The sequence below is a fragment of the Streptomyces sp. genome (assembly GCF_031178505.1).
Lineage (GTDB): Bacteria > Actinomycetota > Actinomycetes > Streptomycetales > Streptomycetaceae > Streptomyces > Streptomyces gulbargensis.
Window position 1 is genome coordinate 20,922 of record NZ_JAPSIW010000010.1, and the last position, 12,007, is coordinate 32,928.

The 12,007-nt window shown below is 73.1% G+C and carries 10 protein-coding genes; 4 read left to right on the forward strand and 6 right to left on the reverse strand.

Annotated elements, in window-relative coordinates; all coding sequences use genetic code 11:
* Nucleotides 1-107 precede the first annotated feature (107 nt).
* The 3 genes from RIF68_RS02365 to RIF68_RS02375 all read right to left on the reverse strand — a co-directional run bounded on the left by RIF68_RS02365 (nt 108) and on the right by RIF68_RS02375 (nt 3,511).
* The gene (locus RIF68_RS02365; RefSeq protein ID WP_309049392.1) at nt 108-725 is read right to left on the reverse strand and encodes a PadR family transcriptional regulator; all 618 of its coding nucleotides are present in this window, start codon (nt 723-725) and stop codon (nt 108-110) included.
* 96 nt (nt 726-821) lie between these two features.
* The gene (locus RIF68_RS02370) at nt 822-1,538 is read right to left on the reverse strand and encodes a hypothetical protein (protein WP_309049393.1); all 717 of its coding nucleotides are present in this window, start codon (nt 1,536-1,538) and stop codon (nt 822-824) included.
* A 332-nt stretch (nt 1,539-1,870) separates the two neighbouring features.
* Nucleotides 1,871-3,511: a protein kinase gene (locus RIF68_RS02375; protein ID WP_309049394.1), complete on the reverse strand. Its 1,641-nt coding sequence runs from the start codon at nt 3,509-3,511 to the stop codon at nt 1,871-1,873.
* Nucleotides 3,512-3,775: 264 nt separating this feature from the next.
* On the opposite strand from RIF68_RS02375, the gene RIF68_RS02380 reads away from it, so the two are divergent.
* Complete coding sequence (locus RIF68_RS02380; protein ID WP_309049395.1) at nt 3,776-5,431, forward strand: protein kinase; 1,656 nt, start codon at nt 3,776-3,778, stop codon at nt 5,429-5,431.
* A gap of 23 nt (nt 5,432-5,454) precedes the next feature.
* On the opposite strand, the gene RIF68_RS02385 is transcribed toward RIF68_RS02380, so the two are convergent.
* From RIF68_RS02385 to RIF68_RS02395, 3 genes are all read right to left on the reverse strand, one after another.
* Nucleotides 5,455-6,471 (reverse strand): phosphotransferase, encoded by a 1,017-nt coding sequence (locus RIF68_RS02385; RefSeq protein ID WP_309049396.1) that lies wholly within the window; start codon nt 6,469-6,471, stop codon nt 5,455-5,457.
* A 15-nt stretch (nt 6,472-6,486) separates the two neighbouring features.
* Entirely contained in the window at nt 6,487-6,942 is a 456-nt protein-coding gene (locus tag RIF68_RS02390) for a pyridoxamine 5'-phosphate oxidase family protein (RefSeq protein WP_309049397.1), read from the reverse strand.
* 237 nt (nt 6,943-7,179) lie between these two features.
* The gene (locus tag RIF68_RS02395) at nt 7,180-7,839 is read right to left on the reverse strand and encodes a response regulator transcription factor (protein ID WP_309049398.1); all 660 of its coding nucleotides are present in this window, start codon (nt 7,837-7,839) and stop codon (nt 7,180-7,182) included.
* A gap of 362 nt (nt 7,840-8,201) precedes the next feature.
* Here RIF68_RS02395 and pdhA point away from each other — a divergent pair, with 362 nt between their 5' ends.
* Genes pdhA through RIF68_RS02410 form a run of 3 tightly spaced genes read left to right on the forward strand, consistent with a single transcriptional unit; the run spans nt 8,202 to nt 11,843 of the window.
* Entirely contained in the window at nt 8,202-9,398 is a 1,197-nt protein-coding gene (gene pdhA / locus RIF68_RS02400; protein WP_309049399.1) for a pyruvate dehydrogenase (acetyl-transferring) E1 component subunit alpha, read from the forward strand.
* A 2-nt stretch (nt 9,399-9,400) separates the two neighbouring features.
* Complete coding sequence (locus RIF68_RS02405) at nt 9,401-10,381, forward strand: alpha-ketoacid dehydrogenase subunit beta (RefSeq protein ID WP_309049400.1); 981 nt, start codon at nt 9,401-9,403, stop codon at nt 10,379-10,381.
* Nucleotides 10,382-10,412: 31 nt separating this feature from the next.
* Nucleotides 10,413-11,843 (forward strand): dihydrolipoamide acetyltransferase family protein, encoded by a 1,431-nt coding sequence (locus RIF68_RS02410; protein WP_309049404.1) that lies wholly within the window; start codon nt 10,413-10,415, stop codon nt 11,841-11,843.
* The last annotated feature ends 164 nt before the right edge of the window (nt 11,844-12,007 follow it).

Here is a 12,007-nt window from a genome sequence, read left to right on the forward strand (position 1 = left end):
GGCGGCGTGGGCGCGCGGGGCGTCGACGCGGCGGGCGTCGCGGCTGCGTGCCGTGGCGCGGGACGGCGGGGTGCGGGGCCTGCTTGCCCCGGCGGGAGTGGAAGCGGTCAGATACGGCGGCCCTGGGGCGCCGGTTCCGGCACCTTGGTCCGTGCCGGGGCCGGGTCGGTGCCGGGGGCCGGGGTGGAGAGGCGGATCAGGCGCGCCTCGCAGTGGTCCAGCCAGCGCGCCTCGGCCTCGGTCTGGAAGATCAGCTGCTCCAGGACGAGGAGCCAGGCCACGTCGTCCCGTTCCCGTGAGCCGCCCGCCTCGACGGCGGTGAGCGCCTGGGCCTTGAGCCGGGTGTAGTCCTGCATCGCCTTCACGGTGTGCCGGCGCTGGGACTGGATGACCTCGCGGATGTCGACACCCGGCGCCCCGACCGCCATGGCCAGCTTGATGGCCAGCTCGTCACGGGCCGGGCTGGTGCGGTCCACCGGACGTTCGAACCAGGTCCTCAGCTCGGCCCGGCCGCCGTCGGTGATCGCGTACAGGACGTGCCCGGCCTCGTCCTGCCCCTGCTGGACGACCAGGCCGTCCCGCTCCAGGCGGCCCAGGGTCGTGTAGACCTGGCCGACGTTGAGGGGCCACGTGGCACCGGTGCGGGACTCGAACTCCGTACGGAGCTGAGAGCCGTAGCGCGGGCCGCGTTCGAGGAGGGCGAGGAGCCCGTGGCGGATCGACATACTCAGTATGTATACCGAGTATGTCCGCGGGAACAACCGTCCTGAGACGGAAGCGGCGGGTCCGTCTCAAGGGGGACCCGGACAGGGGCGGCGGGGTCAGCGGCGGCGCATCCGCAGTCCCAGAAAGCCGATGCCGAGGCCCATGAGGGCCAGTCCCACACCCAGCGTGAGGACGGGAATCCGCTGGTGAACGAGGGGGAGGGTGCTGTCGGGCGCCATCCGGGGCACGGCGGCGGGCCGGCTGGCGGGCGCCGCCTCCGGCCGGGCCGCGTCCTTCTCCGGTACCGCGGCGGGCGTCTCCTCCGGCTCCTCCGGGACCTCCTCGGCTGTTGCCGTTTCGGTACGAACGGTCTCGGGCGACGGGTCCGCGGCGGTCTCCGGCGGTGCGGTGGGCTCGGGCCGCCCCGGGCGCGCCCGCCCCTCCCCGGCGGGCCGTCCCGCGAACGAGGGGGAGCCGGTGGGGGTGGGCGCGTCACTGGGCTCGGCCGCGTCGGGCCCCCGGCCGGGGAGGACCGGCGGCGGGGGCGTGGCGGGCCGGGTGGGCCGGGCGGGCGGCGTGGACGCCGGGGGCGTGGTCGGCGCGGTGGAGGAGGGTGCGGGGGGCGCCGGGGCGCCGGTGGTCGGGGTGGCGGGGACCGTTCCCGTGGCGGCCGGAGGACCCGCCGGGGCCGCCGTCGCCGTCGGCGCCCGGGGGACGGGCGGCTCCCCCGCGGGGGCGGACGCCGCCGCGCCAAGAACCGTCGCGCAGGTGAACGCGCAGGCGAGCACGGGTGTCAGGACCCGCGCCCGTGCCCTGCGGAGTGCTGGAGTCACCGGGTGACCCCCTCCCGTACCGAGCCGCCGAGCTGTCCGACTCAGCGTCACATGACCGGACATCTCCGGCACCCGGGGTGGTGCGGGAGGTGTACGGGGGTGCCCGCGGCGCGGCCGGGGAGGGGATACCGGGGGCCGAGGGACGCTGACGGGGTGCGGCCGCCCATCGCTCGGGGCGGTCGCTGCGACCTCGCCGGGGTCCGGACCCTCCGGCGCCGTGGGCCGGGCGCCGGCGACTCGTCGGGCGCCGCCGGGCCGGTGCGCCCGCGTGCCCCGCGCGGCGCTCGCGGCCACGTACGGGAAGGGGCCCCGGAGCCGGCGCCCTCCGGGGTCTACTGCGGCGGGTTGCCCGTCGAGATCTTCAGGGTGAACTCGGCGTCGTCGGCGGTGATGTCCTCACCCGCCGGCGGGTACTGCTCCAGGACCGTGCCCTCGCCGTAGGTGGACTCGTCGACCGGGGTCTGGGTCATGATCTTCCAGCCGGCGGCCTGGACGCAGTCCTTCACGGACTGGATGTTCTTGTAGGTGAAGTTCGGCACCTCGAACTTGCTGGGGTCGTCGCTCGACTCCGTCGGCTGGGTGCACTTCTTCACGTCGATGGTCTTGGTCAGGTCGGGGCCCTTGTGCCCGGGCTTCGCCGAAGGGCTCCCCTCCGAGTCCGTGCCGGCCGTGCTGCCGCTGGTGGTGCCGCCGGCGCCGGCCTCGGGGGCCGGGTCGTCCTTCTGGCTGAGGGCGATGACCAGGCCGCCGACGGCGAGCAGGGCGACGATGATCGCGCCGAGCAGGAGGGGCGTGTTCCGGCGGGAGCCGCCGCCACGGACGGGAGCGGGCGCGTGCGTCTGGTAGACCGGCGCGGCGGCCGGGGTCGGGTAGCCGCCGGGCGCGGGCGTCGGGGCCTGCTGCGGGTAGCCGTACGCCGGGGCGGGCGCGTGCGTCGCCGGGCCGTAGGGGCCGGGCTGCGGGTGCGGCGTCGGCGGCAGGTAGGACTGCGGGCCCGGCGGCGGGGTCTGGCCGACCGGCGGGAAGACCGCCGAGCTGACGCCCGAGCCGCTGCCCACGGGGGCGCCCGGCACGATGACGGGGGCGGCGGTCTGGCCGGCGGAGAGCACCCGCAGGCACTCCTGGCGCATCGCGTCCGCGCTGGGGAACCGCTCGTTCGGGTTCTTCCGCAGCGCCCGCGCGACCAGCGCGTCCATCGCCGGCGTCACCGACCGGTTCACGGAGGACGGCGCGACCGGCTCCTCCTGCACGTGCGCGTAGGCGATGGCCAGCGGCGAGTCGGCGTCGAACGGCAGCCGGCCCGTCAGCAGCTGGAACAGCATGATGCCGACCGAATAAAGGTCGGAGCGGGCGTCCACGGCCCGCCCGAGGGCCTGCTCGGGGGAGAGGTACTGCGGGGTGCCGACGACCATGCCGGTCTGGGTCATCGAGGTGACGCCGGACTGCATGGCCCGCGCGATGCCGAAGTCCATGACCTTCACGACGCCGCGCTTGGTCATCATCACGTTGCCGGGCTTGATGTCGCGGTGGACCAGGCCCATCTCGTGGCTGGTCTCCAGGGCCGCGAGCACGTCGGCGGTGACCTTCAGCGCCTTGTCGGCCGGCATCGCGCCGAACTGCGCCACGTCGGAGGCGAGGACCGAGCCGAGCGGCCGGCCCTCCACGTACTCCATGACGATGTACGGCATGACGGCGCCGTCGAGGGTGTCCTCGCCGGTGTCGAAGACCGAGACGATGTTGGTGTGCGACAGCTTCGCGACGGCCTGCGCCTCACGGCGGAACCGTTCGCGGAAGGACTGCTCGCGGCCGAGCTCCGTGTGCAGCGTCTTGATCGCGACCTGGCGGTCGAGCGCGGTGTCGTAGGCCAGGTACACCGACGCCATGCCGCCCTCGCCGAGCAGGTCGCGCAGCTGGTACCGGCCGCCCGCGACCGAACCGCCCGCATAGCGGCCCTGTGCGCCGTCCTGGCTCATCTGTGCTTCCCCCTACGCGCGCGTGGCGGCGTTGATCCGGATTTTCCTGGCCAAGTCTGCCCGAGGGCCCCGACACGTCAAGCCGGGTGCCCGTTCCGTGACCCTCCGCACAAGAAGCGTCTCGGAAGCGTTATGGGAATCCCATCGAATTTGCACAGGTGTACACGGAGAGGATGGGATGGCCGGTCCATCCCGGACCGTGATGTCGCACGGAGCCTGTAGCGTGACGACTGGACACGGCACGACAGACGACGGCGAGGACTGATGGCACCCGAATCCGGAGCAGGCGGCGGCGGTGTGTCGGACGCGTCGGCGGAGTCCTGGGGCGTCGGCGGGGTCGTCGGGGACGGACGCTACCGCCTGACGCACCGTCTGGGACGCGGCGGCATGGCCGAGGTGTTCGCCGCCGAGGACGTACGCCTGGGACGCACGGTGGCGGTGAAACTGCTCCGCGCCGACCTGGCCGAGGACCCGGTCTCCAAGGCGCGCTTCACGCGCGAGGCACAGTCCGTCGCGGGACTCAACCACCACGCGATCGTGGCCGTGTACGACTCCGGCGAGGACGTCGTCGGCGGCCGTTCCGTGCCGTACATCGTCATGGAGCTGGTCGAGGGCCGCACCATCCGCGACCTGCTGGTCAGCGCCGAGGCGCCCGGACCGGAGCAGGCGCTCATCATCGTCTCCGGGGTCCTGGAGGCCCTGGCGTACTCGCACCAGCACGGCATCGTGCACCGCGACATCAAGCCGGCGAACGTGATCATCACGCACTCCGGCGCCGTGAAGGTCATGGACTTCGGCATCGCCCGTGCCCTGCACGGGGCGCAGTCGACGATGACGCAGACCGGCATGGTCATGGGCACGCCGCAGTACCTCTCCCCCGAGCAGGCTCTCGGCAAGGCCGTCGACCACCGCTCCGACCTGTACGCGACCGGCTGCCTGCTCTACGAACTGCTCGCACTGCGTCCTCCCTTCACCGGCGAGACGCCGCTGTCGGTGGTGTACCAGCACGTCCAGGACACCCCGGTCCCGCCGTCCGACGTCACGCAGGACGCGCCGCCGGAGCTGGACGGCCTGGTCATGCGCTCCCTCGCGAAGGACCCGGACGACCGGTTCCAGAGCGCCGAGGAGATGCGCGGGCTGATCCAGTACGGCCTCCAGATGCTCCAGCAGCAGGGCGGCCACACCGGCACGTGGAACACCGGGCCCGTGGAGGCCCACGAGGGCGGGCACACCCCGGTCGGCGGCATGGCCGCGACGACCGCCATGGGCCATCCGATGCACGGGGACACCGCGCAGGGCCGCATCCTTCCGCCGGTGAACCCGGAGGACGGCGGATACGGCGGTTACGACGGCGGTACGGGCGGGACCGGCGGTTACGGGCAGGGGCCCTACGGCGGTCCGGGCGGCGGAGCGGGCAACGGCCGGCGCGCCAAGGTGATCCTGTTCGTGGCGCTCGCGCTGGTCGCCGTGGTCGCGGGTGTCGTCTTCGCGGTGCAGAAGGCCGGCGAGAACGAGAAGGAGGGCGGCAAGGTCACCCCGACCCCGACCGCCACCGACTCGCCGTCGACCCCGACCCGGACGCCGACGACCTCCGCCGAGACGCCGAGCCAGGAGCCCACGTGGGACCCGGGCACGTCGACCGGTGGCAGCACGCAGCGGCCGTGGAACCCGCCGACGCGGACGTACACCACCGCGCCGCCGACGTACACCGGCGAACCGGAGCCGACGGACACGGGCGCGCCCACCGACACGGCCACCCCGACCGACACGGGTGCCCCGACGGACACCAGCGCGCCGCCCACCGACACCGGCGCGCCGACGGAGCCGACCGGTGGGGCGACCACCGGCGACGGCTCCAGCGGCGGCGGTGGCGACCCGGGGACGGGCACCCCGCCCACGGGCGGGGATTCCACCGGCTGACCCGGCCCCGGGACCGTATCCGCTCAGGCGGCGAAGGCGTCACGTACGGCGTCGTACTCCCGGGTCCACCAGACCGCCAGGGCCGACACCGCGGGAAACTGCGGGTCGGCCCTGCGGTCGTGCAGCTGGTAGCGCCAGCGCAGGGTCCAGAAGTCGTTGAGCCGCTCCCACCACACCCGGTGGGCCGCCGCGGCCAGCTCGGCGCCGTCCGCCCCCGTCGCCCGCCGGTACGCGCGCGCGTAGGCCCGGACCTTCTCCAGGGCCAGCTCTCCCCCGGGCCGTACGAAGAAGATCGCGGCGGCCCGGACGGCCTCCTCGGCGCGCGGGCGGACGCCGAGGCGGTCCCAGTCGACGATGGCGGCCGGCTCCGCGCCCCGGTACAGCAGGTTGAGCGGGTGGAAGTCGCCGTGCACCCAGCCCGAGGCGGGGGCGGGCGGCGGCCGGTGGTGGGCGTGCTGGGCGAGGAGGCGGCGCCGTTCCCGCAGGCGGTGTTCGGCCAGCACGTCGAAGCTGTCGTGGGGGCGGTGGGCGCGGACGAGGCGGATCAGCTCGTCGATGACGCGGAAGGTGTCCTCGGGGCGGGCGCTCTCGTGCGCGGCACCCGGCCGGGGGCTGTCCATGACCCGGTCCAGGCAGGTGTGGACGTGGCCGAGGAGGGTGCCGAGGCGACGGGAGCCGCCGGGGGAGAGCTGGGCGCCGTCGCGGTGGCGGCCCTCGACCCACGGGTGGAGGGCGTAGCAGTGGCCGCCGACGACGGCGACGGTGCGGCCCCTCCGGTCGGCGAGGGGCGGGGCGACGGGCAGGCCGAGGCCGTGCAGGCGCTGGATGGCCCGGTGCTGGCGGAGGATGGTGGCCCGGTCGGCGGTGGGGGCGTCGAGGTGCTGCTTGAGGAAGTAGGAGCCGCGGGTGGTGGAGAGGCGGTAGCCGCGGTTGAGCAGTCCCTCGGTGACGGGTTCGCAGGAGAGCGGTTCACCGGCCTGCGGGTAACGGCGCAGCACGGCGCCGACCGGAGGAGCGAGTGTTGCAGATGAGCGCGGCACTCCACATATGGTAGATCACGCAGCGTGTCGGGAGTGTCGCTCTGTGAAATCGGCGGGAGCGGCCGGCCCTGTGGAGCCCCCGGCCGCGTACTCGAGGACGTGGACCGACACGAACTGCGGGGTGATCCGCAGGAAGACCGGGACGAAGGGCTCCCCGTCCACCCGGACGGGTTCGGGCCCGAGGGCGGCGCGCTCGTCCTCCACCGGCTCGACGGCCTCCGCCGTGCCGGTGAACTGGACGGACCACGGGGAGGTGAGGCCGGTGGCGAGGTTGTCCGCCTCGTACGCCACGACGCCGCCGTGGCAGGCCCGGTGGTAGCCGAAGCCCTGGTGGAGCCGGACCAGGACGCACCGGCCGGTCACCACGTGCCGGGCGGGGGCGACGAACGGCAGGGCGCGCATGCTGGTCGCCAGGCGGCCGTACGGCACCCGGCCGAGCAGTTCGAGGGCGCGGCTCTCCTCGGAGGACATGGCCCTCACTCTGCGCGACCGCGTACCGCGCCGGAAGGGACGGGCGCCCCCCGCCGACGGGGACGTAGGTCCCGAATTCCGTACCCCGGATGGCGCGGGACGGGCCGTTTTCCGGACCCGGGGGGCGAAATGAATGATTCCGACCTTGCTTCGCGCGGCCGGGCCGCCGCCCCGGGACCCGTTGCGTTCCGGCCGCCCGGCCCCGACCTGCCGAATCCCGGCCTGCCGGTTCGGCCGTCAGTGGCGTTCGGCCTGCAGCCGCGCCACGTACGCCGCGGCCTGCGAGCGGCGCTCCATGCCCAGCTTGGACAGCAGGCTGGAGACGTAGTTCTTGATGGTCTTCTCCGCCAGGTGGAGCCGCTCGCCGATGGCCCGGTTGGTCAGGCCCTCGCCGATCAGGTCCAGGATCCTGCGCTCCTGCTCGGTGAGGTGGGCGAGCCGGTCGTCCCCCTTGGGGCCGTTGCCGTCGCGCAGCCGCTCCAGGACCCGGGCGGTGGCCACCGGGTCGAGCAGGGACCTGCCCGCCGCCACGTCCCGTACCGCGTTGAGCAGTTCGTTGCCGCGGATCGCCTTGAGGACATAACCCGAGGCCCCGGCCATGATCGCGTCGAAGAGGGCCTCGTCGTCCGCGTAGGAGGTCAGCATCAGGCATTTGATCGACTCGTCCTGGGAGCGGACCTCCCGGCAGACCTCCACACCGCTGCCGTCGGGGAGCCGGACGTCGAGCACGGCCACGTCCGGGCGGGTCGCCGGGATCCTGACCAGGGCGTCCGCCGCCGTACCGGCCTCTCCGACCACCTCGATGCCGTCCTCCACGGAGAGCAGCTCGTGGACGCCGCGCCGGACGACTTCGTGGTCATCCAGCAGAAATACCCGGATTTTTCCTTCTTCGCGCACGCGGACAGTCTCACATATTGACTCTTCCCGCGCCCGGGGTCCGCGGGATAACGTGCCGCATGTTCCGACGACGGCGTCGGGTCGTTGTCCATGCGCTGACCAGCGGCGTGTCCCCTTTTTTCGATTTACTTGGAAATCCAAGCAAAATCGCAGGTCAAGCGGGGTTACGCAGGAATGCCGCACTATGGGTAACGTGCCTATGACGGCGCTCGCCGGGGCACCTGTCACGCCCGACTCCGGCCGCGTCGCACCCACCCCGTGCGAAGGGTACGGATAGGGCGGAGCCTCCCCTTACTCGCAGTAGGGGGGACCCCAGGCCTCACCGGCGAACCCGGGGGCCGGACCGACGGAGGAGCACGCACGTGACCGTGGAGAGCACTGCCGCGCGCAAGACGACGCGACGCAGCAGCGGCACCAAGCGCACCGCAAGCGCGAGCACGAGCACCACCAAGAAGACGAGCCCGCGCGCGGCCGGGGCCGGCGCCACGGAGCCCGAGCTCGTCCAGCTGCTGACGCCCGAGGGAGAGCGCGTCCAGCACCCCGACTACGACATCGACCTGAGCGCCGAGGAGCTGCGCGGGCTCTACCGCGACATGGTCCTCACCCGCCGTTTCGACGCCGAGGCCACGTCCCTCCAGCGGCAGGGCGAGCTGGGCCTGTGGGCCTCGCTGCTCGGCCAGGAGGCCGCCCAGATCGGTTCCGGCCGGGCCCTGCGCGACGACGACTACGTCTTCCCGACCTACCGGGAGCACGGTGTCGCCTGGTGCCGCGGGGTCGACCCGACCAACCTGCTCGGCATGTTCCGCGGGGTGAACAACGGCGGCTGGGACCCCAGCAGCAACAACTTCCACCTCTACACGATCGTCCTCGGCTCGCAGACGCTGCACGCCACCGGCTACGCCATGGGCATCGCCAAGGACGGGGCCGACTCCGCGGTGCTCGCCTACTTCGGCGACGGCGCCTCCAGCCAGGGCGACGTCAACGAGTCGTTCGTCTTCTCCGCGGTCTACAACGCCCCCGTCGTGTTCTTCTGCCAGAACAACCAGTGGGCCATCTCCGAGCCCATCGAGAAGCAGACCCGCGTCCCGCTCTACCAGCGCGCCCGCGGCTTCGGTTTCCCCGGCGTGCGGGTCGACGGCAACGACGTCCTGGCCTGCCTGGCCGTGACGCGCGACGCCCTGGAGCGCGCCCGGCGCGGCGAGGGCCCCACGCTCATCGAGGCGTTCACCTACCGCATGGCCGCCCACACCACCTCCGACGACCCGACCCGCTACCGCCGCGACGCGGAGCGCGAGGCGTGGGAGGCGAAGGACCCGATCCAGCGCCTCAAGGTGTACCTGGAGAACGCGGGCCACGCCGACGCCGCCTTCTTCGAGGCCCTGGAGGAGGAGAGCGAGGCGCTCGGCAAGCACGTCCGCGAGGTCGTCCGTGCCATGCCCGTTCCCGACCACATGGCGATGTTCGACCACACGTACGCGGACGGGCACGCGCTCGTCGACGAGGAGCGCGCGGAGTTCGCCGCCTACCAGGCGTCCTTCGAGGGCGGAGAGGGCGAGTAATCATGGCTGTCCAGAAGCTTCCCCTCGCGAAGGCGCTCAACGAGTCGCTGCGCAAGGCCCTGGAGACCGACCCGAAGGTCGTCGTCATGGGCCTGGACGTCGGCAAGCTGGGCGGTGTCTTCCGGATCACCGACGGTCTGCAGAAGGACTTCGGCGAGGACCGGGTGGTCGACACCCCGCTCGCCGAGTCCGGCATCGTCGGCACCGCTATCGGTCTCGCGCTGCGCGGTTACCGGCCGGTCGTGGAGATCCAGTTCGACGGGTTCGTCTTCCCGGCGTACGACCAGATCGTCACCCAGCTGGCGAAGATGCGGGCCCGTTCGCTCGGCACCGTGAAGATGCCGGTCGTCATCCGCATCCCGTACGGCGGCGGCATCGGCGCCGTCGAGCACCACTCGGAGTCCCCCGAGTCGCTGTTCGCGCACGTCGCGGGCCTCAAGGTGGTCACCCCGGCGAACTCCTCCGACGCCTACTGGATGCTCCAGCAGGCGATCCAGAGCGACGACCCGGTCATCTTCTTCGAGCCCAAGCGCCGCTACTGGGACAAGGGCGAGGTCGACACCGAGTCCATCCCCGGCGAGCTGCACAAGGCACGGGTGGCCCGTGAGGGCACCGACCTGACGCTCGCCGCGTACGGCCCGATGGTGAAGACCTGTCTGGAGGCGGCCGCGGCCGCCGCCGAGGAGGGCAGGTCGATCGAGGTCCTGGACCTGCGCTCGATCTCCCCGCTCGACTTCGACACCATCCAGGCATCCGTGGAGAAGACCGGCCGCCTGGTCGTCGTCCACGAGGCACCGGTCTTCTTCGGCTCCGGCGCGGAGATCGCCGCCCGCATCACCGAGCGCTGCTTCTACCACCTGGAGGCCCCCGTCCTGCGGGTCGGCGGCTACCACGCGCCGTATCCGCCGGCGCGCCTGGAGGAGGAGTACCTGCCGGGCCTGGACCGCGTGCTCGACGCCGTCGACCGCTCGCTGGCGTTCTGAGGAGAGCACCGTGACGATCCGCGAATTCAAGATGCCCGACGTGGGCGAGGGCCTGACCGAGGCCGAGATCCTCAAGTGGTACGTCCAGCCGGGTGACACCGTCACCGACGGGCAGGTCGTGTGCGAGGTCGAGACGGCCAAGGCGGCCGTGGAGCTGCCGATCCCGTTCGACGGCACCGTCCACGAGCTGCGCTTTCCCGAGGGCACGACGGTCGACGTCGGCGAGGTCATCATCTCGGTGAACGTGGGCGGCGGCGCCGCCCCGGCGGCCCCCGCCGCCGCGTCCGCCCCGGCCGAGGCGCCGGCTCCGGCCGCCGCCGTTCCCGCCGCGTCCGCTCCGGCCGCCGCGTCCGCTCCGGCCGCCGAGGCCGCTCCGGCCGCCGAGGCCGAGCAGGCGGCCGAGGGCCGTCAGCCGGTCCTCGTCGGGTACGGCGTGGCCGCGTCCTCCACCAAGCGGCGGGCGCGCAAGGGCGCCGTGGTGCCCGGCCAGGCCTCCGCCGCCATCCAGGGCGAGCTCAACGGGCACGGTGGTACGGCCACCGCCACCGCCGCCCGTCCGCTGGCGAAGCCGCCGGTGCGCAAGCTCGCCAAGGACCTCGGCGTGGACCTGGCGAGGGTCGTCCCGACCGGTCCGGACGGGGTCATCACCCGCGAGGACGTGCACAAGGCGGCCACGCCCGCGCCCGCGCCCGTCGTGGAGGCTCCGGCCCCCGCGCCGGCCGCCCAGGCCCAGACCCCGGCCCCCGCGCCGGCGGCGGACGCGCGGGAGACCCGCGTCCCGATCAAGGGCGTGCGCAAGGCCACGGCGGCGGCGATGGTCGGCTCGGCCTTCACCGCCCCCCATGTCACCGAGTTCGTGACCTTCGACATCACCCGCACGATGAAGCTGGTCGAGGAGCTCAAGACCGACAAGGACATGGCGGGGCTGCGGGTCAATCCGCTCCTGCTCATCGCCAAGGCCGTCCTGGTCGCGATCAAGCGCAACCCGGAGATCAACGCGGCCTGGGACGAGGCGGCGCAGGAGATCGTCCTCAAGCACTACGTGAACCTGGGCATCGCCGCGGCCACCCCGCGCGGGCTGATCGTGCCGAACATCAAGGACGCGCACGCGCAGACCCTGCCCGAGCTCTCGCGGTCGCTGAGCGAGCTGGTCGCCACGGCCCGCGAGGGGAAGACCACCCCGGCGGCGATGCAGGGCGGCACCTTCACGATCACCAACGTCGGCGTCTTCGGCGTCGACACCGGCACGCCCATCCTCAACCCGGGCGAGTCCGCGATCCTGGCGGTCGGTGCGATCAAGCTCCAGCCGTGGGTCCACAAGGGCAAGGTGAAGCCGCGTCAGGTCACCACGCTGGCACTCTCCTTCGATCACCGGCTGGTCGACGGCGAGCTCGGCTCCAAGTTCCTGGCGGATGTCGCCGCGATCCTGGAGCAGCCGAAGCGCCTCATCACCTGGGCCTGACGGTCCTGTCGCACCCGGCGGGGGCCGGTCCGCGTTCCGGCGGGCCATGACCTCCCGTACGGGGGTGGCCGTTTCACGTGAAACATCCGGCGGTGGCGTCCGCCACCGCCGGATGTCTTTCCGCGCGCTCGTTCGCGAACAGGTCAGGCTGTCCCGCTTCACGC